This window comes from Stieleria tagensis (assembly GCF_024129865.1).
GTDB classification, from domain to species: domain Bacteria; phylum Planctomycetota; class Planctomycetia; order Pirellulales; family Pirellulaceae; genus Stieleria; species Stieleria tagensis.
Genome location: NZ_JAMYFE010000119.1, coordinates 1 through 24,323 on the forward strand (window position 1 = coordinate 1; position 24,323 = coordinate 24,323).

The window sequence follows — 24,323 nt, forward strand, 5'->3', positions numbered from 1 at the left end:
AGATGTGTATAAAGAGACAGCGTTTTGAGCTAGCACGAGCAGGCCTGTCTCCGCAGCGGCACGCCAGCGGCCACAACCGTAGAACACCGTGTGGCGAAGATCTTGATTCGGGTTGGGGTCTCTTTACGCCAACGGCGTTAGACACACCTAACCTAGGGTCAGGTCTTGCCAGCGCAGCGAGCAAACCGCCACCCTAGGTTGCGAGCACCGGGAACACGCGCTCCCACGGCGGGTAGGGATCGAGCTTGAAAAACTTCTTTTGATAATTGGTGAAACAGTTGCCGGAGACTCCCGCTTAGCGAGGACGAGGCCGCTATTCACCAACCTGGGAGTTTCAACGACGAACCATGTCTGCCAACCAACGACTTTCCTCGCAAGAACGCAATCAGCTAGTCGAACTTCGCAACGCCTACGAAACCCACTACTTGGGCGATCGATGGCCAGGACTTTTGACCCATCGTGGTTTTAACGGCAGCCCTAATATGTTTTCAGCGGCTTGCTGGAATTGGGCGCTCCAGGCCAGTGAAGGAAACATTAATGCTGCGACATCCGCCCCGCAGTTGTACACGCACGTCGGCGACATCATTGTTCAAGGGGCGAAGTTCGGCCAGGAACGCACGGAACTGCGGCGTGCTGACCTGCCCGGAACGTACTACCTTGAATTTCGACGAATCAACCTTGCTTGGAAGGCCGCCAAGAGCGGAACCGACCAGCACGGTCGGGCGGTCAGTGCACAGCGACTTCGCGAGCGACGACAAGCTTTTCTCAACGCAATGATGCGCTACACGCTTCGCAAGAATGGATTCTCGGTTGCAAACCGAGCCGTTCGCGGTGGTGACAAGTACGTGATCGCGATGGTGACCAAAGAAGACACCTGGCAAAGCTGGGATCACTGGGCCCTTAAAATCTTCAACGACGCCGGCCGACACGTCTACATACAGAAAGAACCCAACCTGCCACTCAGCATTGGTTTTGACCGTCTTTGGGAAGCTGACCGAGACGGTCGAATCGTGGGCGAAGTCCCCGTGTCTGGGCTTCACCCCGCTCACGTCGAAGTCCTTCGCTACGAGTTGGCACATCGCGACGACGAATAGCTACGATCTGGTCGCGCCCCTTCATTGAAGCCTTGGCAAACTCCAATCCACCCGAAGAACACCGAGGGTTTTCGAGTTTTTCATATCAATCTCAACCAGGCTCTCGCTTAGTCGAGGACTAGCTGAGTGCTAGACGTCCGCTGCTGTCGCCGATCGATTCGGCGGGGGTGCCCATCAGGTCCAGCATGCTGAGGAACAGATTCGCCATCGGACATTCTTCACCGGCATCGATGTAGCGTCCGGTTTTGACTTGACCGCTTGCTCCACCGGCCAGGACGATCGGCAGGTCTTCGTGACGGTGACGATTTCCGTCGCTGATTCCACTTCCATAGAGAACCATCGACTGGTCCAGTAGCGAACCGCCGGCGTCACTGGTGGATTCCAACTTCTGCAAGAAATAGGCGTATTGCTCGACCAGGTAGTGATCGATCTTGCGCAGGTTCTCGACCAATTCCGGCTTGTCCCGGTGGTGACTCATCCCGTGGTGGCCATCGCTAATTCCCAGATCGGTGTAACGTCGATTGCCGCCAGCCATGTCCAACATCAATGTGGCAATTCGCGTCGTATCGGTTTGAAACGCGACGACCATTAGATCGAACATCAATCGGGCATGTTCGCGGAACCCATCGACGCGTCCGTAGGGAACATCGATATCAGGCAATGCGGCAGCATCCTGTTGCTCGGTGCGTTCGATCCGCTGCTCGATTTCGCGGACACCGGTGAAATACTCGTCCATCTTGCGCAGGTCCGACTTGCCCAGGTCTTTCATCAAGCGGTTGGCATCGGATCGAACCACATCCAGAATGCTGCGCCGGACCCGATTGGTTTCACGGCGTGCGGCCGAGTTGCCTGTACCAAACATTCGCTCGAATGCCAGTCGTGGAATGGTTTCCTTGGGCATCGGCTGGGTCTCATTGCGCCAGGAGATATTGCTGCTGTAGGCGCAGCTATACCCCGAATCACAACTGCCGGCATTACGGCTGCCGGAAAGTCCCAATTCGATCGACGGCAGGCGTGTCTGGCCAGCCAACTGGGATGCGGCAACCTGGTCCACCGAGACGCCCAGGCGGATGCTGCCACTGGTTTTCAGCGGCCGTGCGGCGGTTAAGAACGTGGAACAGCAACGGGCGTGGTCACCGGCACCGTCTTTGTGCGCGCGGCCGTTGTCATGCGCCAAGTTGGAGATAACGTTGATCTTCTGCTTGACAGAGGCCAGGGGCTGCAGTGTTGGCGACAACTCCCAATCGGTATCTTCCCCCGATTCACCTCGCGTCGGTTTCCACTGCGGCATGATGACACCGTTGGGAACAAAGATGCATGCCATCCGTACCGGGCGGGAGACGGCTTCGGCAGACGCGAAAGCGCTCTTGGCCATCGGCGTCATTGCTTCCAACAGCGGTAATCCCAGAACCGCGGCAGAGCCGCGCAATAGGGTTCGGCGTTCAATCAAGGTGCGTGAATAATTCATCATCCATCTCCTCTCCAGTGGTTTCCCTAACGTGACAGCGAATGGGTGTCAGCGGTACGGAATCGAAATTGGCGGCTGGCCACAACGGCGGTGACAACATCAGCCAATCGGTAGTCGTTCGGTTTGGTTTGGGCAGCGATTTCATCGAGCGTGCAACGATCATCCGGGGTCAATTCACGCCCGATGGCGAAGGTCAACAGACGTTCGATGAGGGTCCGTGCCAGAGCATCGGTTTCGGTTTCGCCAAGCATCCGCGTCAGTTCAACTCCGCCGTTGAACGAACGCCCATCCGGCAAGGCACCGCTGGCGTCAATCGGTTTCCCAGCATCTTCGCTGCGAAACTTGCCGACCGCGTCAAAATCATCGAGACCAAATCCCAACTGATCCATCACACGGTGACAGGAGGCACAGGACGGGCTGGCGCGGTGCAGTTCCAATTGCTCTCGAAGCGTGGCGTTGTCCGCGGCAGCTTGCGTGTCTTTCAGCTCGGGCACTCCGGCAGGTGGGTCCGGCGGTCGCGTGCCCAGCATGTTTTCCAAGATCCATTTGCCACGCAGAACAGGACTGGTCCGGTTCGGCGTGCTGGTCAGTGTCAAAATACTGGCATGGGCCAACAAACCACGGCGCGGCGTATCGGCCAGTGAGACTTTGGCAAATCCGTCGCCTTTGAAATCAACGTCGTAGTGTTTGGCCAGGGAAGCGTTGAGGAACGAGTAGTCGGCGGTCAGAAATTCGCTGACCGACAGATTGTTTCGCAGGACATGCAGAAACAGCATTTCGGTTTCTCGGCGCATCGCCGTTTTTAGTGAATCGTTGAACTCCGGAAACCGGTCCCCGTCGGCATCGTGTCCGTCCAAGTTTCGCAGTCCCAACCACTGGGCGGCAAACTCACTGGCCAAGGCATCGGCGCGGTCGTCTTTCAACATCCGCTGGACGTTTTGCTTCAATCGTTTTTCGTCCAATTCATTTCGATTCGCTTGGTCGAGCAATGTCTTGTCCGGCGTGCTGCTCCACAAAAAGTAGGACAAACGCGTGGTCAATTGATGCTGCGACAACGGATAGTCGCCGAATTCGTTGGGCTCGGTACCGTCGACTGGCGTTTCGACACGAAACAGGAATTGAGGGCTGACCAACACGGCCGACAGAGCGATCTGCATCCCTCGGTGAAACGACTTGTCCTCGTCCGTGGCTTGCTTCACCAGCGCCGCGTAGGGAGCGATGTGTTCGTCCGCAACCGGGCGACGAAACACAATCGGCATGAACTCCCGCAGGTTCTTCATCGCCGTCTCCTCGACCTTTTTATAGCGGTCGCGTTCTTTGGGAGCGACGTGACGCACGATCTCGAACTGCTTTGGCGGGAACGCATCGCGGGGGTGTTTGCCCGGGCCATCGATGCTGAACGAACGGAACATGAACGGATAGTCGTCCTCGTCGATTCGCCGTGTCGGTTCGACCGGTTTACCGATCGCGGCAAGGATCTGTTTGACGCGTTCGGGATCCATCGACTCGACCGCGTTCAACTTGGTTTCACCGACGACCAATTCACGATCGTCCAGAACCGGGGCAATCAATAGACGTTGCTTGCCCCGCGGTAGTTTGACCGTCTCGCTCATCGAGTCTGCACTACCACTTCCACCAAAATACTTGAGTTCGTCGTGGGCAATCAAAATCCCGTCGGCATCGTAGATCCCGACTTGAACCGGATCATGCTGTTTGGACGTGGTGCCACCACGCACGCCAATTCGATACTCGCCTTCGAAGGGAACATCCAAGTCGATCCAGGCGAAACTATCGGGGTCGACAAATCGTCCGCCAAAGCTACCGATTTTAGGCTCGCCATAAATCGGAATCTGGTCGCCCGGTATCTCACGATCAATTTCCTCCAATGAATCCGGATCGATCACGACTTGGGTCGACACCGTCTCGGCGGCTTCGATGTACTTCTCGATCAACATCGGGCTAAGCGAAAGCACGTCGCCGTTATTATCAAACCCCGCGCCGACTTCATCTGATGGGAAACGATCGGCCGGACGCAAATCCATGCCGAACAAATCGCGGATGGAATGGTTGTACTCGCTGCGGTTCAAGCGGCGGACGGTGACATTGCCGGCGTACGGGCGCAGGTCACAGGTCGACGAATGCAGGGTCGCTTCCAAAGCCGACACCAACTGTTTGCGTTCCTCAATTTCCGGCACCCCGTAATCTTCTGGTGGCATCGCACCAAAACGCACCATTTCCAATACACGTTCGACTTCCGAAGTGCTCAGATCGGTCAGCGTTTCAAAGGGGCTGAGATCGAGTCCGCCTTCCTGCAAATCTGCGTTGTGACAATCGGTGCAGTAGGACTGCATCAACGGCAATCCCTCGGTGGTCCAAGTTTCCAGTTGCTTGGCCGCAGCGCTGCTTTGGCTTGCGGTTTGGGCGGGGCTGTCGCCTTCGCTGGAATCAGGCTGCGGAGATTCAGCCGACGCGGTGGACAGCGCAGCGGGTTGCGTCAGCAGGCCGACGAGGGCGCAGCAAAAAACGGTCGTTCGAAACGCGATCGACGAAGCACACGAGGTGTGCGAGACGATCTGGCGTATTGCGATCCATTGATCGAACACGGACAAACCATGGAAGTGGGTAGGCGGGACCAGCACGATGCCGGCGAAGGTGGGCGTTTGTCATTGTATGAAATTAGGCAAACGTTTCCAGCCAAATCGGGCAATCAGCGGTGAATAGTCCAGCCAAACCGCTCGATTGAGCGATTTTCCGGGGGGGTACGATTGCTCTCTGCTTGGTCAAACCTTCGATTTCGCGGTCATTGTTTGATCGGCGAAGGCTAAAAACTCGCTGGGCAACCGTTTGGGACGCCCCTCAGGCCCCACGCAGGCGATCACCGATTCGCCCCGTGCGATCAAGGTGTCGTCACGCAGGACGTGATAGAGATGTCGCAGACGGACTTTGCGGACCTCCGTCAACTCGACTTCGACCCGCAACTGGTCGTCAAACTCGGCCGCCACGAAATACTGGACGTTCATTTCGGTGACCACCAGCAAGCGCCCGGAGTCCTCGATCTGCTTGTAGCTGAGTCCGCCGGCACGCAGCATTTCGACGCGGGAGTCCTCAAAGAAATTCAGATAGTTCGAGTGGTGGACGCGCCGTTGGCCGTCTGTTTGGTGGTAGGCGACCCGAAAATGGTACGTGTATCGAAGAAGTGACTCGTCTGGCATCGAATCTAGCTGGTGCTCGCGTCAAAAATCGGTCAATGTTACCATCGACAATTGCCGAGTCACTCTCCGCGCCTGCCTGTGCAGGCCAGCTGGACCGCTCGGATGCGCGAATCGTACACACTCACGCCTGACTGAACAGGCGGGGCCACAAGCACCACGAGGCTGTGATGGAATCCGACGAAGGAAGTGGAGCGGGGACAAAATTTGACACCATGCGCGGCCGGAATTATCCGGCACTTCGCCAATTCACAATCTTTCTCGAAAATCGAGTCGGCCAACTGCTAGAGGTGGTTCGTCGATTCGAGGGAACGGGAATCCGGATCTGTGCGCTATCGATCAACGATGCCGCTGAGTGCGCGTTCGTCCGATTCCTAGTCAACGATGCAGATCGTGGACGAGAAATCTTGGAACGCAGCGGTTTAGCGCTGATTGAGACCGATTTGATCGGTGTTCAATTGCCCGAAGGCCCCCAACCGCTACTGCGTGTCTGTACCGCGTTGTTACAGGCGGAACTGAACATCATTCAGACGTATCCGCTGATCGTTCGGCCACTGGGTAAACCGGCGGTTGCGATCATGGTCGAAAACATCGAAATGGCGATGGAGACATTGAACGAGAAGGGATTTACGATCATCACCGAAGGTGACTTGGACGACAATCCATCCATCGAACAGTGACGTTTCAACGTTGACGTTCAATCACCGAATCTTATTCACTCGGCGGTTTGATGTCTTTCGCTGCCGCGGCACTGGTGCGTGACGAACGGCGGTTTTCACGCTGGATGGCGTCGTAAACTTCTTGACGGTGTACCGGGATCGACTGGGGGGCTTCGATACCCAAGCGGACTTTGTCGCCGCGGATATCGACAATCGTGACAACGACGTCGTCGCCAATCATGATGCTTTCGTCGCGGTGTCGGGATAGGACCAGCATATTGGCCTCGACATCATTGAATTCTAGAAGGAACTGGGAGAGGTGACAGCTACAAATTGATCATCCTCGATAGTGGGATCGGGAAGGATGATCAAAATGCCAGACGTTTCCAGCGAACGAATTCACCAGTCGCCTGACAACCTGTTCATCGGCCTGACACTGCCAGCATTTGATATCGTTCTTTAGAAGTAGGCGCATGCCGGTCGTGCCGATTCATCGCGCACAGCGGATTGGAACGGAAGTCCCAATCTGGAGGTTGATCGAACCCCTCCAAGACATGATACCACCGTAAAAATCGCCACTGCGAGAGCTCATTCTACCCCGCAGTGCAAACGAAAACTGCGAAAATTCAGGCGGCGCGATGAAGTTGCTTGACCAGACTGGCCGAATTTTCGGCGGTCAACTGCGTCGTGGCTGCAGACAGATTTTCGCTGGCCGACAATGCGCCTGCCGAATCAATCGATGGCAATGCATACTGCAAGGGCTGGTCATTGTCGGTAATCACCTGGCATCCCAAACGACGCGACAGATTCAAGACCAACGGCGAACGCAGGTTCGTGGTCAATTTGCCACTGTGCCCCGACAACGTCGTCAGCACGTACAACTCGGCACCCGGTTTTAAATGCAGTCCGCTCAACTCGCGGCGGGACACTTCAACGCGGTAGCCGTCAATGAACGCGCGCGGACTGATCACGGGCAATGCCCGATCCCCACGCGTGGCGCTCTGCAACCATGCCACAGTGGGATTCTCCAAATCCGGCAGCAACGCCCAGTCACGCAGCGTTTCCATTCCGATCAAACCAGCCGGGAACAGAAAAAGCTGATCTTGATCCAAGGCTAGGGTGCCAAATCGTTGAGTATCGATCCGCATCGGTATGGCTCGGTCGCGCTGAGTAATTGAAGTTGCCTACACTATCCCTATCGGCGGTATGACTTCCGAAATCGACAAAATCGGACGAGAACCCCCATATCGATACGACACCACCACCCCAGTTCACGTCCCACAGGCATACCGCGCCGGACCAGCCGGCGAGCGTTTCATGATCTTAATCGGCACGATGAATCTGACTCGGACGCGCGAGCAAGGCCAATACTACTGCCCCACCTGTCACAGCACCCAAGAGTACCGGCTGCGCGCCAGGCGGCCTTTTTTGACGCTGTACTTCATCCCGGTTGTTCCCATCGGTGATGCCGAGCTGTTCGTCCAATGCAGCGGTTGTCGCGACAAATGGGATCCGACGGTGTTGGAAATGAACAAACAGGAACACGAATCGATTCAGGTCGAACAGTTCCGTGACGAAGCCATGCGGTCGGCTCTGCTGATCGTGCTAGAAGACGGCACCACCAGCCGACGAGAAATCAAGACGCTGCAGGCCATCGCCAATCAATTGCTCGATCGCCGGATGGATCGCGAGGAACTCGGTGAACTGTGTTCGATCGCACAGCAAAATGGGATCCGTGCCCACAACTATGTGCTCACGGTTTCCCGACGCTGGACGCAATCGCAGAAGGCTGAAGCGCTGGGCGCGATGTTCTTGGCGGCCACCGCAGAAGGTAAACTACAAAAACCACAGTCCAAAGCACTGGCCGGCATGCGAGACGTGCTGGAGATGACCGAGAAGGAATACGAAACTGCAATCGAAGCGGCATTGCACTGGGAACCCATCGAATGATCCATTCAAAGCAGTCCACTCATACCATCGCGGCCACGGTGATCGTTGTCAGCTTGACGTCGCTGTTTGCCGGGGGTTGCCGCCGCAGCCACCGCAACGACTTGGATTACGACTACCACATCGTGCAAACGATCACCATTGACGAACTGTCCGAGCAACCGCTGTTGCAATTTGAAAGTGTGTTTTGGGAACCCGACGACTCGCTGGCACTACGCAAGCTGATCAGTGAAGACGGCATCGCCGAAGGCCGAAAGGTGTTGGAGATCGGCACCGGAACAGGATTGATCTCGCTGGTGTGTGCGGGCAACGGCGCCGACGCGGTGGTCGCCACAGACATCAATCCGGCAGCGGTGGCCAACGCCCGGTACAATGCAGCGATGCTAGAATTGGATTCGCGATTGGACGTTCGCCAAGTCGACGCTCAATCACCGGATGCGTTTTCCGTGATCCGACCGGATGAGCGATTTGACCTGATCCTTTCCAACCCACCCTGGGAAGACGGCCAAATCGAGAAACCGGCCGACCACGCGTTTTACGATCCTCAATTTGCTCTGATGGACAGCCTGTTGGCCGGGTTGCCAACACACCTCAATCCGGGCGGTCGCTGCTTGCTGGCATACGGACATGTGCCGGCAATCTCGCGTTTATTAAAGGAGGCGGAACGAATGGGTTACCAGACGAAAGTGCTGGACGACCGAAAACTGGATGAACTGGCAACGAATTTCCTGCCAGGCATGCTGGTCGAAATTCGCTTGGGGAAAAATCAGATCCCCAGCGATCCTGTAAGTGCCGAATCTGATCAACCATGAATTGCAGTCTTGAAATCTGCGACAGGGCGGCTCAAAAAATAGACGTCTGAGGTTGCAGATCGCGTTATCATGAACTGCACCCCTGCGATGCACCGGCGACCCCCAGTGGTCCGCCAACAACACCGCAAACAAAAAACTTGCGACCGGCCAACCAATCTCATTAACATGGGGTGAGCGGCGGGTTTGATTTCTTTTTCATTTTCTATTCGATGAATGCTCTTTGAAAAGAGCTGCCGCTTTCTTCGAACGAATCGCGAGTCGGAATCGCCCATGATCCACTACACCTGTGATCGCTGCAAACGCACGATCGATCCGGAAACGGAAGCAAGGTTTGTCGTCGAGATCGACGTTCGCTTGGCAAACACTGTCGAGCCCAAGGATGAAGATATCGAAGACCGAGACCAACTGGCCGAACTGAACGATCAATTGCAACGCGAACTCAATGCCGAACTGGGAGTGCACGGCGATCCAGGATTAGCTCTCGAGATAGACCAGGGTATCGGCAGCGAATCCGACGAAGGCCACGAACAGTACGACCTGTGCGAACAATGCCACGAAGCATTCGCGGTGAATCCCCTGGGCCGTGAAATCGCTGTGGGCTACGGGTTCAGTAATAACTAGCACTGATCACGACGGATCTCTTACACGATCCACTACCGCACCCGCGTTTACAGGGATGGAATCCATCCGGCTTCGTTGAATAACAGGACATAGGCGATCGCACCGGCGACCTGAATCAACATGATCAGTCCGCCGATCTTCAGGAAGGTGCCCCAACCGACGTGCACGCCGACTTCTTTCTTGAGCGCATAGATTGCAATCACACAAGAAATTGATCCGATCGGCGTGCCGTTGCCGCCCAAATTGCAACAGATGATCAGCGTCCACCACAGCGGTTCGATGGCGACGCTACCGTCACCGGCAATGTCCTGAACGATCGGGATCAACGTCGCTGCGACGGGAATGTTGTCGACAATACTGCTAGCGACCGCCGAAAAAACACCTAGCAACGGAACCAGCAACATCAACTCGTTGCCCGAGAGCGCCACGACTTGCTGGGCGACCCAGGCGAGCGCACCGGTTTGCTTGACGCAGCCGATGATCACGAACAGCCCCATGAAGAACAGAATCACCGTCCAATTGACTTTGGCGATCGCGTCCTCCACGCCTTTGCCCGCGAATAGCAACGCCGCCGTGGCACCGACCATGGCGATGAAATCCATGCCCACGCCCAATTGCTGGGCCATCACAAACCCGACCACAGTCATCATTAAAATGCTGCCGCTGCGGATCAGCACCCGCTTGTCTTCGACCATCGCCCAAGGATCAAACGTTTCAATCTGGGCTCGTAATTCGGCCTGTTGCTCGGCGGTCTGTTTCCAGGGCAGATCGTTACGAAAAAAGAATCGCAACAACACGATCGCGACAACCAGACTGACCACCGCGTAGGGCAAACTGACAAACAAGAATTGGCTGTAGGGGATCCCCGCAGCAGTCCCGATCATGATATTGGGCAATCCACTGGCAAACGTGGCAATTGCACCACTATTGGCACAGATCGCGACGCTCAGCAACAACGGCATCGGTTTGTAGTTCAACGAGCGGCAAATCACCAGCACCAACGAGGACAGGATCAACATCGCGGGGACGATCGTCAGCACAGCGACGAACAGAAACGTGACGATGCACAGCGTCAGAAAGAGTTTGGATGCCGATCCACCGGTGAAGCGAACGATGTACATCGACAGAAAATGAAACAGCCCGCTCTTGCCGACCACATCGACCAGTATCCCGGTCCCGATGATCACACCAAAGATGTTCAGGTCTTCTTTGATGAATTCATAGATCGTTGGATATTCGAACAGGTGCAGCACTAAACCGAGCGTGACCAACACGGCGGCACCGCAAAGCGCAGCCACGGTCTTGTGAAAACGCTCGACCGCCACACCCACATAGGTGGCGACCATGACTGCGGCGAACAACAGCATCACGCCAGCAGAGGCCGGTTCGATCGGTGCCTGATCGAGCGAACTGGCGACCAGAAACGGATAGGCAGACCCCGACAGCGACAGATCAACGCAAATCATCAACAAACCTATCCGTGGGAAGGATCAATTCCACAAGCCCTCTTTGCCGGTCAAATGATGCTGCAAAAAACTTGCCCGGCGGGCATGCCGTTCGGCAGTCCCAAGAATCCGGCCTTGCAGTTTTTGCAGGTGCGCCGACTGGGATTGCAGGAACAATTGGTTGATGACTTTGACATCCAACTGGTCGATCAACCCCATGCTGATGCCCAAACGAATTTTGGACAGGTGGTGCATGGTTTCTTCGCTGCTGATCTTCCGCGCGGTACTTAAGATGCCCATCGCCCGACTGACTTCATCATGCAAATCATCGCGATTGTTTTTCAACAGTGCCTCGCGGGCCTTGCGTTCGTATTCGATGATTTTGGGCGCGACTTCGTCACCGACCAACGCCAGCAAGTCCGCTTCGGTGTGCCCCAACGTGACCTGGTTGCTGACCTGGTAAAAATCGCCGGTGTACTGCGACCCTTCGCCATAGAGTCCGCGAACCGTCACGTTGATCCGCTGCATGGAGCGAAACACACGGTCCATTTGTTCGGTGATCACCAGCGCCGGTAAGTGCAGCATCACGCTGACCCGCAGTCCCGTGCCGACATTGGTCGGACAGGCGGTCAAGTAGCCGTAACGTGGGTGGAAGGCATACAGGATGACTTCCTCCAGCATGTTGTCGATGCGATTGACTTGCTCCCACGTGTTCTTCACGTCCAATCCGCTTTTCATCACTTGAATCCGCAAGTGATCCTCTTCGTTGACCATCACGCTGTAACCTTCGGCGGCGTCAAAGGCGACGGCACGCGAGCCGTTGGATTCGGCGATCTCGCGACTGATCAACTGGCGTTCGACCAGCAATTGGCGATCGATTTCCGACAGTGGTTCCAAGTCGACGTACTGGGCCGCTTCCCAGTGCTGGTCGGTCAAGCTTTCCATCCGCGCACGCACGGTCCGCTCGATACTCAGTCGGTCTTCATCACTGCAGCGGCGGATGAAGGGAAAATCGGCTAGGTTGCGAGCCAAGCGAATCCGCGTGCTGATCACGATATCGGATTCAGGCCCCTCGCCACGCATCCATTCACCGGTATAGCGGGCCAGTTCATCAAAATCAGCTTCGCGTTTCACGATGTTTCGTCCGAGTCATTGGCTGGGGGGGCGATCGGATCTTCCATCGCTTTGAGTTCATCACGGATTTCCGAAGCGCGTTCATAGTCCTCGCGCTCGATCGCCTCTTCCATCTCGCGTCGCATTCCGATCATTCGTGCGAGCGAATCGGCGGTCCCGGCCGATCGGGTCGGCTTCTTGCCGATGTGTTCGGTTTTGTCGTGCACGTTGATCAACAACGGCCGCAGGTCGGCTTCGAAATGGGTGTAATCATAAGGACACCCGAGACGCCCACTATTGCGGAATTCAAAAAAACTGATCCCGCAAACCGGACACTCTTTTTGATCAAGTTCCTCTAAATCGTCACTGCCCTGGCTGAGTTGCTTGGCCAAGGCACTGGCGATCGCCGTCATCGGGGGACTGGCTTCTTTGTGCAAAAACCCTTTGGCGTGTTCTTCGCACAGGTGCATGACCTGTGGCCCGGCCGGCTCGGTCAATTCCGTGATGTGGAAGGTGGCCGGTTTTTCACAAAATTGGCACTTCATGGTCAATCCGTTTTGTGAGTGGTTCGGCCGGGTCCGGCAGGAAGAGGTTTCGAGGGCAGTCTGCAAACAAGATTCTATCGCTGGGAGGTGGCAAAACCAACCCGGTCCCCTACACGATCGGCGTTCCGATGACGACACTGGAGGCGAAAGTCCGATTGCCCGTTCCATCTTGTACCTGCCTTGGCGATGCACCACCCGACCCCCGACGAATTCACGTCGCTTGCCATCGAGCATGACTTTGTCCCCGTCTATCGGCGCCTTTTGAGCGATGCGTTGACTCCCGTCACGGCATTTCGCCTGCTGGATCGATCCGCCGACGGAACCGCGCCGGCGCCCGGCGGCGCCTGCCTGTTCGAAAGTGTGATCGGGGGCGAAAAAGTGGGCCGCTACAGCTTTCTGGCCGCCCAACCGACCCTGCGTTTCGCAGCCACCCGCAACGAAGTCACCGTGACCGATCTGACCGGCCAAACGCCGCCGCAGACGTTCACCGATCCCGATCCGCTGAACGCGTTTCGCACCCATTTCCAAAAATCAGTCGCCCAGCTGGATGAACTTCCGCCATTCGTCGGCGGCGCGATTGGCTATGCCGGGTACGACGTGGTCCGCTATGTCGAACACCTGCCCAACGCCCCCGAAGACGATCGCGGGCTGCCGGATCTGGATTTTGCGTTCTACCACACGCTGTGCGTTTTCGATCACGTCGACAAAACCATCGCCGTCGTCTCGCTGGCCGATTGCCGTGACGTGGACAGTCCCGCCGGGGCCGACGAAGCATTGCAACTGGCCACGCAAAATGTCGAGGCCACGATCGCCAAGTTGACCGTCGGCGCCGGCAGCACGGCGATCACCCCCGATGTCTGGGACGAAGCGGTGTGGCGGGCCGACGCGCAGAAACAGCCGCTGGAAGTGAAATCCAACTTCACCCGCAGTGCGTTCTGCCAAGCGGTGCTGGACTGTGTCGAATACATTCGCGCCGGCGATATTTTCCAAGTCGTTCCCAGCCAGCGGCTGACGGTCGAAACCGACGTCGATCCGCTGGAAATCTATCGCTCGCTGCGAGTGGTCAACCCCAGCCCGTTCATGTTCTACCTGCGGACCCCCGACGGTGTGCTGGTCGGTTGTTCGCCCGAGATCATGTGCCGGGTCCAGAATTCGATCGTGACCGTTCGTCCCTTGGCCGGCACCCGCAAACGCGGCCAGAGCGACAAAGAAGACAAGGCCCTGGAACAAGAACTGCTGGCCGACCCCAAAGAGCGCGCCGAACACGTGATGTTGGTCGATCTGGGACGCAACGACATTGGCCGAGTGGCTGAGTTCGGCAGCATCGAACTGACCGAAATCATGGTCGTCGAACGCTACAGCCATGTGATGCACATCAGCAGCGAAGTCCAAGGCAAATTGCGCCCCGGACTGGATGCCTTTGACGCGCTCAAAGCCGCGCTACCGGCCGGAACCGTTTCCGGCGCTCCCAAAGTCCGCGCGATGGAAATTATCGACTCGATCGAACCGCACCGCCGCGGCCCCTATGCCGGCGCCGTCGGCTGGATCGATTACCGCGGCAACATGGATACCTGCATCGCGCTACGAACGATGGTCATTAAAGATGGCTTGGTACACGTGCAAGCCGGTTGTGGCGTGGTCGCCGATAGCGACCCCGACGCGGAGTACGAGGAAACACTCAACAAAGCGAGGGCGTTGATCACCGCGATCGAATTGACGGTGCAACGTCTGTCAAAGTGATTGCGGACGTTTGTACGGCTGGTAGCTGCTTTCGCAGGTGCGACCCGATCCCTGCTGGTACTTCAGATCCCACTTACAAGGAAAGCTGGGGGGCGGAACCACCTCCGGCGGCATCAGACGCCCAAGGATGCAGTGAAACAGGTAGCGAGAGACGATCAAGATCGGAATCAGCATACTGCCCCCGGCATCCATCCAAAATGCTAACAAATACAAACTGAGAGCGCCGGAAATCGCGGTCACATTGTCAGCCCAGTTGCACCACGATTCCGAAATGTTGTCTCGTCTGAATGGATCAAACAGTTTCTCCATGGAACTCCCCACTTTTCGGCCGATACTGCGAAAGCTGAACTCCAAACCGCTCGAATCGAAATGGGTCGTCTGAAATCCGAACACCGATTCGACAGGCGGTCACTAAATCTATTCCAGCTTGTCGTCTAAAGCCAGCACCTAAACCCGTAACCACTCGCCGATCCGCAGGTGGCTCTTCTCACACCGACTCTGACTGGGGGTGGACAGTGCCCAGTGGTGACCAGTTGCTGCCTCTCAATCAGCTATCATGAAGATTCTGCCGACGGCTCGTCCCTCCTCCCTTTCTCGCTCGTCTCTTATCGATGCAGATCCAATGTCCCTACTGTGCCGCCAAACTTCAGTTGGGACATCCCCGGGCGGGACGCTACAAACCCCGCTGCAAGCAGTGTGAGAAGCCGTTCCTGGTCCTGGTCAGTGAAGACGCCCCGCCACGAGTACGGGTTGGCAAACCGCGAACTCAAAACGAAAGCTCGGCGAATCAACCGTCTGCCAACCGGCCGTCGACACGGCCCGGTGGTCCCAATCCGGCCGCCCAGACACGTGTCGACGCCGGACAGAGCGTCGATCAGGTCACCCAGACACTGCCGCCCACCGCGGCGCCGTCGACCGATGGAACGAACGCGCCCGCCGCTGGCATCCTCGATCCAAACCTGGCCGACCGCCAGGATCAAGGCGACCGCGACTTGGCGCCGGCCCCGACGCGATTGGGCGGCTACAAAATCGTGCGGATGCTCGGCCGCGGAGCGATGGGCGCTGTCTATCAAGCCAAACAGATTTCACTCGATCGCGACGTCGCGCTCAAAACCATCCGCGGGCGGTTGGCCGATAACCCGGCATCGCTGGCGCGATTCACTCGCGAAGCCTACGCGGCGGCGCAGCTGTCGCATCACAACGTGGTGCAGATTTATGATTTTGGCGAAGACGAAGGGCAACGTTTCTTCAGCATGGAATGGGTCCGCGGCGGATCGCTGAGCGACTTGGTGCGCGAGAAGGGGTCGATTGATCCCAAACTGGCTGCGACCTATGCGTTGCAAGCCGCGCGTGGATTGCAATTCGCGCACCGCAGCGGGATGGTGCATCGCGACGTCAAACCGAGCAACTTGCTACTAAGCGACGACGGAGTGGTCAAAGTCGCAGACCTGGGACTGGTGAAGGTTCCCGAGCAGGGCGATCCCGATGCATCGGACCAACCGATTCCACACAGCGGACTGCAAAGCGGGACCCAGGTGACGATGCAGGGCACGGCGGTGGGAACGCCCGCCTACATGGCACCGGAACAGAGCGCCGATGCATCCACGGTCGACCACCGCGCGGACATCTATTCGCTAGGCTGCAGTTTGTTTTTCATGCTGGCCGGCCGATCACCCTACGAAGGCAGCGTGGTGTCGGAAGTGATTGACCAACACGCGCATTCGGCACTGCCAGACCTCGCGGCGATCAACCCCCGCGTCCCCGCGCCGCTGGCCAAGATCGTCAATCGAGCGATGGCCAAACGCCCCAGCGATCGCTACGCATCGCTGGCCGAGATGATCGATCAATTGCAATCGTTCTTGGGTGTGACGTCGCTGACCGGATTTTCCCCTAGCAGTGATCAAGCGGATCGCTGGGAAACCCTGGCAGCGGCCTATGCCAAAACACAGTTGCTGAAACGTTGGTCGGAACCCTTGACCGTTGCTCTGGTCGCGACGGCGATTGCAATCACCCTCGCGTCGCCATGGATCTCATTGGCATGGGTGCTGTTCGGCCCCATGATGTTGTTGACCAGTTGTGCCGTTGCCGTCGCACTGGCCGCGATCAGTGGTCCGAGCGCAATCGCGGACCATGTCCGTCGCTGGTTGGGCACGCTGTCTTGGTTTGGCATCGGCGTCGGCGTTTTCTCGGCCTGCGTTCTGATCGTCGCGGTCCTGGCCAGCGGCGGTTGGATCGGTGCCTTGGCCGGAGCCGTTGTGGGAACGCTCATTGCCGTCGCCTACCACTATGCCGTCACCGTCGCCTCAGCCAAACTCGGCCAGGCACCGCTGCAGGAAGCAAAACGCTTCGTGCGTGATCTGCGAATCGGTGGCGCGGAGGAATCTGGGCTCCGCGATTTCCTGGCTCGTTATGCCGGCAAGAACTGGCAAACGATTTACGAATCTCTGTTCGGCTACGACGCACTGATCAAAACACGGCGACGACTTGCCGCCGACAAGTCACTTGATGACGCGACCGAAGGACCATCGCTGCGTGATCGATTGTGCGCGATGTTGGCCGTCAAGACAGAAAAGAACCGGAGACTCAACGACCGCGAAAAACTAGCCCAGGTCGAACAGGCATCGTTGATCAGCCAAGGCGTTAGCGCAGCCGAGGCACGCGAGCAGAGTTGGCAAATGGCGTCGGCGATCATGGAAACGGCCCAGTTGGCGGTCGACCAATCGGCCAACAACGAACAGGTCCTGGCGGAAGCCAAACGGATGCGCATCAAAGCAATGCTGGAGGATGCCCGCAGTGGAAAGTACAAACGACCAAGAGACCGTTACGCCGGTCTGAAGTTTGCCTTCTCGGGATACACACGGATGTTGGCCGGATGTCTGTTGTTGGCCGCGTTTTCATTTGCCGTGCAAACGACCGGGTTGGACGGAGCGGACATCGTGCACAGCATCCGCAGCGGCCAAATTGATCTCGACGCGCTGTCCGCCGATACCCAAACCGACGCGTTTGGCGGATCGACCAGTGTGTGGTCGATCGGGGTTGCCGGTCTGTTGCTGTGTCTGTCGGCATTCGTATCGGGTTGGCGGATGACACCCTTCGCCGTGGTCGCAACACTCGTGATCCTGTTCGGCGCCGCGTTGGGGATTCCAGCGATCGGCCCCGCAGCGGCCTGGATGGTCGCTGCGGTGATCGGATTGCTGATTTATTTGCCCGGCGTGCTGTACGGCGAAGTGAACCCTACGGCGCCTTAACGTCGTGCAGTGTGGCGCCCTTTTCATCACTCAACACCAGGATCGCGTAGCGACTGGCGCCTTTGGCATCGTCCGCGCTGACACTGGTGTAATCGAACCGGCCACGGCCGTCGGTGTATCCGTCTTTAAAGAAGCGGACATCACCATCGGGGTAACGGGCATAGACCTTGACATAAGCCCCCGTCACCGGTTGGTGCGTGGCGGCGTCGGTGGTTTGCAATTGCCCGAAACCTTCGCTGACATAGGTCGTCAGCTCGCCGCCATAGTACAGCGCCGTGTTACGAGACGATCCTACATTGGCCTCAGCCAGCAACGTCTTGGAACGCAATTCAGTTGGGATCGGATAACGCATCGTACCGGTCTTGGTTTGCATGGTTAGCGTTTGTGTCGCGGTCGGGCGGACCATCGCGATCCGTTCCAAATCCTCGCGAGCAAACGGAGCCTTGCTGAACAGCAACTCCAAATCCACGCCATACAGATTCAGTTCGACCTGATCGGTGTTGCGATGATCGACTCGGATCGCATCGCCCTCGATACGAATGATGACTTCCGGGACTGCCGCCGAAGCCTGGCTGTTGGCCTGCTCGCGATCCGCGATTGCCAGATCAGCCGCTTTGGGGGACACGCCGACATCATCAATTGCCTTTTCACCATCAACAGAAACCAGTTGGCGTGAATCCATCAGCTCGAAACGCTGGCGAACCTGCAATGCCATCTCCGCAAATCGAGTCTTCCAGCGGGGCACCGGATGATCTTCGTAGCGGCCCGCGATCTCGGCGGCCGATTGGTAATCACCACGATGCAGTGCCAGGTAACCGGCCAGGTAGTCGTATTGCAGATTGCTGGGCACCGAATCACGATCCAGGCGTGCAAAGAAGCCCATCGCCTGTTCAATTCGATTTTGCAGCAACAGGTAATACGTCAGCGGCATCATTTCGCTGGGTTCGATTTCGGCTGCGAAACCAATCCGTCGAACAAATTGTTGGTACTGCGCCAGGAACGTCGCATTCAGAATCTCGTCGACTTCGCCTAGCCGGTGGATGCGGGCGCGCACCAGCGGGGCATATTCCAAATGCTCGTATTGGCGTCGGTCGATTGCGTCAACCGTCAGCAGCGTCGATTTGAGTGTGGGACCGGCCCGGGCAACCAAATCGTCACGCAACGACAGGAACTGACGCATTGCTTCGCTGTCGTTGTGTTTGAACCCATATGCCAAAACGTCAGGGACTGGCAAGCGAGCTTGCCGAACCACTGCGATCACCGTGTCGCAGATTTCACGATCTGGTAAGCGATGCAAGACATGGCTCCAATCCAATCGATGCAAATTGGCCGTCTGCAGAAACGCTTTGATATCAGCCGCGGATCCGTCGCGTGCGATCGATTGCCAAGTGACGGCATCATCCGGCCAGTGGTCGGCAACGTTAAACGTTTTCTCGCTGGCGCGGGCGAGTAACGTATCGCCGCGTGAAACGGTTGCCGGATAGTGAACGAATTCGCCGGCGGTGGGAAAGTAGAATTGGTAATCAATGGCCGATACCGCAAACGGCGCCAATTGGATCGTCTTGCTGTCGGTGACCTGAGCGCCGCCCAACGCGATGCTGCCGGCCGGAATTTGCCAAAACAATTCCACCAACTGCTCTTGGCCGGTCGGGTTCGAAACGACCACTTGGCCCTGGTAGGGCTGGCCGGTCACAAATTCGTCCGGTTCGGGTGTTTCCGAATCGGAATCGGAGACTTGGCCGAGTGGTTTAAACAGCTGACCGATCAACACACTGGATTGTCCGTCGAGAGGTTCGAGCTCACGCAATTGCTTGGTGACCAATGCCACCGCATGCTCGGGACGGTAAACGGTTTCCGGTCGTTCCGGCAACGAAATTTCGCCAGCGTCCAGTGGCAGTCCGCACATCGCGAGCGCCACCAGCGCCGCATGTCGATTGTCGGTGCAACGCAGCAAGTGCTGCGAAACGGTGGGCCTGGAATCATCGCCGGCGGCCAAGTCGTTCCAGAAAGGATTGATCGAAATCAAATCGATCGGTGTGGGCCCCCCGACGACACGGACTTGATCCCAATGGCTTTCGGCCCATTGTTTGGTGCTGTCGAGTGACTGATAGAAACTGGGTTGAACCCCCAACGCAACACGACCACCAAACATCATGCCCCGTGACGAGGGCTCGGCAGTGCGTCCCATCCGGCGGGCGACCGATTCCCGCTTCAACCGTTTGTCATGAACCGCTCCCCCCATCCCCATTGCTCCATCCATGGACAACCCATCACTATCGCCGTCACTGAAGTCCAGTGTCCGCCCAAGGTTTCCTTTCTTGAATTCAACCTGTTGCTCAGCGAGGCCCAACATTTCAACGAGTTCGGCTTCGGCGACCGACATACCGCTGGAGCGCAAAGCACTTTCGATTTGCATGCGAATCACGCCGTAATCGTCATCCTGCATGGCGACGGTTTCCGCCAGATCGCGTCGGATGTGACCACGCAACTCCGGGACTCGAATGGCCAACAAGGCTCGCTCGACTGCGGAGAGTTGTTGATAGCGCCATAGCGTCGCGTACTGCGACAGGTCATCGCCTAGTAACCAGTGGTCAAGAAACTGTTTTTCTTTCTTGTTGCTCAAGTAGGGTTTGATCACTGATTCAAAGAACGGCTGGTCATGCATCCGCAAGAACAAGTGCAACTCGTGACTAGCCAGTTCGCTGTAGTGCTGCAACTTTTGTGGCGTGGTCAATGTATGCCAGCGCCCCAAAACTTGAAAATCATCCAACCGGTCGTCATCAACCAGGCTGCGATAGAGCGTCAACAGGGCATCGACGTCCCCATAAACTTGGACCTGTGCCGATCCGAGCGATGCCAAATCAAGCGGCTGATCAGGCGAGACGATGGAGACCGATCGTTCGAATGACAGCGATCGGTCCAAAGGCAGCGAGTTCGCTAAACGCAGATCTTCCGTCGCCGCTTTTGGAAGTGCCGATGTCACCGTCCGCCGCAGCACCGTTGCCGGATCGACGGCGATGACCTGCACGATCGGCATGCCATCGACCAGGCTGGCCGGGATGGTCAGTTTGCCGTCGGAATCGGGAAGCAGGTTGACGGCCAAAACGCCGCTGTCGGCCAAAAAGTCGTAATCAGGGGTGGGCACGTTGCCCGCGCTTTGCCGCCGAGATTCCTCCGCCATCCTCGACATACTCTCCGGTCGCGGTGGCGCCGATGCGGTCGGTGCCTGTCCGCCCCGCGCTGCCTGACTGGCGTTGGAAGTGGTTTCGGTTTCCCAGGGATTCAGTAACACGCTGGGTTGCGGCAACATCACACCGGGATACTTGGCAGCATACTGGCGGCGCAACACGTATTCATATTCATCGCCCAGACGCAGATCGCTGACATAGCCGGATCGCCCCAGCGACAGCCCACGACCTTGCAGCGGCGGCATCCCCAAATACAACTCATCCAGTGGCGAGTGGCGATCAAAGTACCGCGACGCGATGACATGGACCCGTGCCAGTTCGCTATTGCCAGCCAACTGAACCGTCAAACTGCCGTCCTGGTTTTGAGTCAACTGGCGAATCGACAAGGGGACCGCCGGGCTGGTTTGACGATGACGAATCTTGCCGACCAGGACATGATCGATCTGTTGTCCCTGGACGACCGACAATTGCGTTGTTGCGCCGGTTCGACGATCAAGCAAATACAGGTCTCCGGCGGGAAGTTTGTCGGCGACCAGAAAACCATTCTCGATTCGCAACTGGTTGGTCAGGTCCAAATGGTTTTGTCCGTCACGCGTTTCCAACAGCCGAAATGCATCCACCGTCGATCCATCGACGATCGGCAATCGCAGTGATTCGGTGGTGGAAAGATTCACGGCCGGAGGCCAGATCTGTTGATCCAGTTTCAAATCAAATTGATGTTGGCTGTGACCGGCGATCCCATACTGCAACTGAGTGACGTGCTCGAGTTTCCCCAATTGGATCCGTCCGTGATCGTCAGACTGCAGCATCTGACTGGGACGAATGTCGCCAATGTCGACGGCAAATTCCAACTGCACCGTCGCGGCGGAAACCAATTCGCCGGTTCGCCCACGGGTTTCGATCACATAGCGATCACCGTCACGAGTCAAGAATGCGTCGACGGTTTGAGCGGTGCGACGAATTCCGGCGATCTCGATCGAGTCGGATGCGGAAAGCTCGCGTTGACGTCGATCGGACAAACCGACGACGTGACCGGACAATTCGAATTCGATGCTTGCGGCTCGTGGCGGGACGCGAAAATTCAAGACCAGCTCTTTCGCCTGATCTAATTTCAGATCATCGAATTGCCGGGTCGTTTGAATCCCATCCAAGTCTGTCGCAATGATTCGCAGCGTGGCTTTTTTCAGCAGCGCGGGATCCACCACCGTGCTGCCGAGTTTCAATTGCGGACGCACGATTAGCGCCGCCGATCGGCCGGACTGCAGCAGCGTTTGATCAACGAAAAATCCGGCGGCCAGCGAGTAGTTTTCTTCCAAGTGTTCAAAGTGAAGTGGTTTCGCAATCATGCCGTCGGCAACAATGGCTCTGCGATCGACGGCCTGGTTGACCATCGGCAGTAGCACGCGACCGTCATCGCCGGCAGTGAATTCCTGATTGCCGACGTAGATTTTGGCCCCTGGGATCGGCTGCCGGTTTTCGTCCAAGACCGTGATTTGCATGCCGTTGGCGTCGGCCGAACGCACCGTTTGTAGATCACCACGCCGGATCAGCGTGCGAGCTCGCAGCCCTTTGCCGACCAAGTCGACCACCCAAACCCCACGGCTGCCGATTTCGGGAAGTGAGATTTTTTCACGATGACGCTCGATCGCCGCTCGATCATAGGAAATCGTCTTCTCATGAGAGGCGATCAACCCATCGAGTTCGACATCGCTATCCAGCGGGCTTTCGTTGGTGCGATAGTAGGCTAGCGAGTTCATCTCGTAGACCCGCACCACCAGCTTGTCGATATTCTTGACATCGACCAACAGTTCCGTCGGCTGGTCGCTTTGGTAATACTTTGGATTGGTCGGCGCAAAACTCAGTTGAACCTTGTCTCGCAGCGCCCGCCGCTCGACAGCCGAGAGCATGTCGTAGTAGGGTTGTGGATTAGCAACACCGGCCATCAGTTTGGTCCGCGCAAACACGCCACGGAGAAAGTCCGGTTGCAAGTAACGATCGTACGGCGCCGTGTCATTGGCGTCGCGCAAAAAGTGCTGCAAATAGGTTTCCACCAACAGATGCTCGTCACCGATCGGCGGCAGAATCGCGACCGAGGTGAAGTCTTCATTCAGATTGGCTTTCAATCCCGTCCGCGCTATCAGCGGGCTAACGATCGGGCTCTCCCGAGGCAACTGCAGATAACGCAGAAACAGTTCGTTGTCCCAGATACCAAAATCCAAATTGGATTCCAGCAAGCGATAGGCCGCGGCAGCCTTCATCGAGTTGTACGAAGCCGGCAGCGTCCGCAGATAGCTTTCGACACGCGCCAAGTACCCGCGCCGCTCACGTGGTTGTTGACTGAGATCGACATCGGCGCCGGGGCGCAGGGCACGTAATTTCGCATAGACGAACGGATTGTCATCCGCCACCGCTGGAACGCTACGGCCGACAGTTTCCAATTCGGTCAGGGTCAGGTATTGATGGGCTGGCAAGTTGCCGAATCGCTGATCACGCACCGGCCGCGACTTCAGTTCCTTGATCACCAACTGATCCAGTCCGGTCAGATAAGAGCCATTAACTCGCTTTAGAAAATCTTCGAGTGACAGATTGTTCTGCACCCCTCCGCCGGCCCGATAGAAATCGGCTGCAAGTTGCATTCCCGCCGGTGACAGCGCGACATTGTCACGCAACGAGTTGCGAACCAATTGATCGAGATTGATGAAACCGCCGGCGAGCTCACTGGGGAATTGACGCGCGCCTTGCTTGACCGGCGGGGCATGGTTGAGCTGGATGCCCAGGCGGCGGACAAAGTAGTCAATCGTTTGCTGGGGTGATTGCTCGTAGGTCAACAAACGCTGACGATCATTCATCGAATGCATCAGCGCCGTCAGCGATCCCTTGCGACTGTCCACCCACTGTTTGAGCGTGGCTTCGGCACGGTCCAGTTGAGAGGTGTTTTGAAAATGCAGGCAGTGATAGAAGAAATAGTCGTCACTGCCTGGGATCAATTCGTCCAGGATCTGCTGGCGATCCTGGGCGAGCGCGAATCGCTCCATCAATCCGATCGGTTCGGCCATAACGTTTGTGGGGATGAGTCCGATCAACACGATCAAGATGGCAGTGCAGGACTTTGGCAGCGCCAGCAGGGATGAGCGGACAAGAATTCGGCTTGGATCTTGCGATAGCATGACAGATCACGGGAGCTGGGTGGACGAGAGAGAAGCAGCGACAAATGGCCTAACGATTTAGCGTAGC

Annotated in this window: 16 protein-coding genes and 1 pseudogene; 7 read left to right on the forward strand and 10 right to left on the reverse strand. The window is 57.1% G+C overall.

The features are described 5' to 3' along the window. The first annotated feature begins 347 nt into the window (after positions 1 to 347). Complete coding sequence (locus NHH03_RS24600) at positions 348 to 1,094, forward strand: hypothetical protein (RefSeq protein ID WP_253160769.1); 747 nt, start codon at positions 348 to 350, stop codon at positions 1,092 to 1,094. Between the two features lie 118 nt (positions 1,095 to 1,212). On the opposite strand, the gene NHH03_RS24605 is transcribed toward NHH03_RS24600, so the two are convergent. The 3 genes from NHH03_RS24605 to NHH03_RS24615 form a co-directional block, all read right to left on the reverse strand. After that, positions 1,213 to 2,562: a DUF1552 domain-containing protein gene (locus tag NHH03_RS24605; RefSeq protein ID WP_315861488.1), complete on the reverse strand. Its 1,350-nt coding sequence runs from the start codon at positions 2,560 to 2,562 to the stop codon at positions 1,213 to 1,215. Positions 2,563 to 2,588: 26 nt separating this feature from the next. Beyond that, positions 2,589 to 5,165, reverse strand: coding sequence for a DUF1592 domain-containing protein (locus NHH03_RS24610; RefSeq protein ID WP_253160773.1), 2,577 nt, complete (start codon positions 5,163 to 5,165; stop codon positions 2,589 to 2,591). Positions 5,166 to 5,342: 177 nt separating this feature from the next. Further along, a complete protein-coding gene (locus tag NHH03_RS24615) occupies positions 5,343 to 5,774 on the reverse strand; it encodes an acyl-CoA thioesterase (protein ID WP_253160775.1) in 432 nt (143 codons plus the stop codon). Between the two features lie 167 nt (positions 5,775 to 5,941). On the opposite strand from NHH03_RS24615, the gene NHH03_RS24620 reads away from it, so the two are divergent. Then, complete coding sequence (locus NHH03_RS24620) at positions 5,942 to 6,451, forward strand: acetolactate synthase (protein WP_253160777.1); 510 nt, start codon at positions 5,942 to 5,944, stop codon at positions 6,449 to 6,451. Positions 6,452 to 6,482: 31 nt separating this feature from the next. On the opposite strand, the gene csrA is transcribed toward NHH03_RS24620, so the two are convergent. Together csrA and fliW are read right to left on the reverse strand one after the other, a co-directional pair. Next, entirely contained in the window at positions 6,483 to 6,707 is a 225-nt protein-coding gene (gene csrA / locus NHH03_RS24625; protein ID WP_253160779.1) for a carbon storage regulator CsrA, read from the reverse strand. A 427-nt stretch (positions 6,708 to 7,134) separates the two neighbouring features. Further along, positions 7,135 to 7,578, reverse strand: a pseudogene (gene fliW / locus NHH03_RS24630) (flagellar assembly protein FliW); the annotation flags it as partial. Between the two features lie 58 nt (positions 7,579 to 7,636). On the opposite strand from fliW, the gene NHH03_RS24635 reads away from it, so the two are divergent. The 3 genes from NHH03_RS24635 (at position 7,637) to NHH03_RS24645 (ending at position 9,810) form a co-directional block, all read left to right on the forward strand. Further along, positions 7,637 to 8,380 (forward strand): zinc-ribbon domain-containing protein, encoded by a 744-nt coding sequence (locus tag NHH03_RS24635; RefSeq protein ID WP_253160780.1) that lies wholly within the window; start codon positions 7,637 to 7,639, stop codon positions 8,378 to 8,380. Beyond that, the gene (locus NHH03_RS24640; RefSeq protein WP_253160782.1) at positions 8,377 to 9,189 is read left to right on the forward strand and encodes a methyltransferase; all 813 of its coding nucleotides are present in this window, start codon (positions 8,377 to 8,379) and stop codon (positions 9,187 to 9,189) included. The genes NHH03_RS24635 and NHH03_RS24640 overlap by 4 nt, the downstream gene beginning before the upstream one ends. Before the next feature lie 270 nt (positions 9,190 to 9,459). Beyond that, entirely contained in the window at positions 9,460 to 9,810 is a 351-nt protein-coding gene (locus NHH03_RS24645) for a hypothetical protein (protein ID WP_253160784.1), read from the forward strand. A 47-nt stretch (positions 9,811 to 9,857) separates the two neighbouring features. On the opposite strand, the gene NHH03_RS24650 is transcribed toward NHH03_RS24645, so the two are convergent. Genes NHH03_RS24650 through NHH03_RS24660 form a run of 3 tightly spaced genes read right to left on the reverse strand, consistent with a single transcriptional unit; the run spans position 9,858 to position 12,913 of the window. After that, positions 9,858 to 11,276 (reverse strand): ArsB/NhaD family transporter, encoded by a 1,419-nt coding sequence (locus tag NHH03_RS24650; RefSeq protein WP_253160786.1) that lies wholly within the window; start codon positions 11,274 to 11,276, stop codon positions 9,858 to 9,860. A gap of 24 nt (positions 11,277 to 11,300) precedes the next feature. After that, positions 11,301 to 12,338, reverse strand: coding sequence for a protein arginine kinase (locus tag NHH03_RS24655; protein ID WP_261364447.1), 1,038 nt, complete (start codon positions 12,336 to 12,338; stop codon positions 11,301 to 11,303). A 47-nt stretch (positions 12,339 to 12,385) separates the two neighbouring features. Continuing rightward, the gene (locus tag NHH03_RS24660) at positions 12,386 to 12,913 is read right to left on the reverse strand and encodes a UvrB/UvrC motif-containing protein (protein ID WP_253160789.1); all 528 of its coding nucleotides are present in this window, start codon (positions 12,911 to 12,913) and stop codon (positions 12,386 to 12,388) included. A 186-nt stretch (positions 12,914 to 13,099) separates the two neighbouring features. On the opposite strand from NHH03_RS24660, the gene trpE reads away from it, so the two are divergent. After that, positions 13,100 to 14,653, forward strand: a complete 1,554-nt coding sequence (gene trpE, locus NHH03_RS24665; protein ID WP_253160791.1) for an anthranilate synthase component I — start codon at positions 13,100 to 13,102, stop codon at positions 14,651 to 14,653. Here trpE and NHH03_RS24670 read toward each other — a convergent pair. Then, the gene (locus NHH03_RS24670) at positions 14,645 to 14,962 is read right to left on the reverse strand and encodes a hypothetical protein (protein ID WP_253160793.1); all 318 of its coding nucleotides are present in this window, start codon (positions 14,960 to 14,962) and stop codon (positions 14,645 to 14,647) included. The two genes, trpE and NHH03_RS24670, sit on opposite strands and share 9 nt — an antisense overlap. Positions 14,963 to 15,264: 302 nt before the next feature. On the opposite strand from NHH03_RS24670, the gene NHH03_RS24675 reads away from it, so the two are divergent. Next, complete coding sequence (locus NHH03_RS24675; protein ID WP_253160796.1) at positions 15,265 to 17,901, forward strand: serine/threonine-protein kinase; 2,637 nt, start codon at positions 15,265 to 15,267, stop codon at positions 17,899 to 17,901. On the opposite strand, the gene NHH03_RS24680 is transcribed toward NHH03_RS24675, so the two are convergent. Beyond that, positions 17,888 to 24,256, reverse strand: coding sequence for a hypothetical protein (locus NHH03_RS24680; RefSeq protein ID WP_253160798.1), 6,369 nt, complete (start codon positions 24,254 to 24,256; stop codon positions 17,888 to 17,890). The genes NHH03_RS24675 and NHH03_RS24680 overlap by 14 nt on opposite strands. Positions 24,257 to 24,323: the final 67 nt, after the last annotated feature.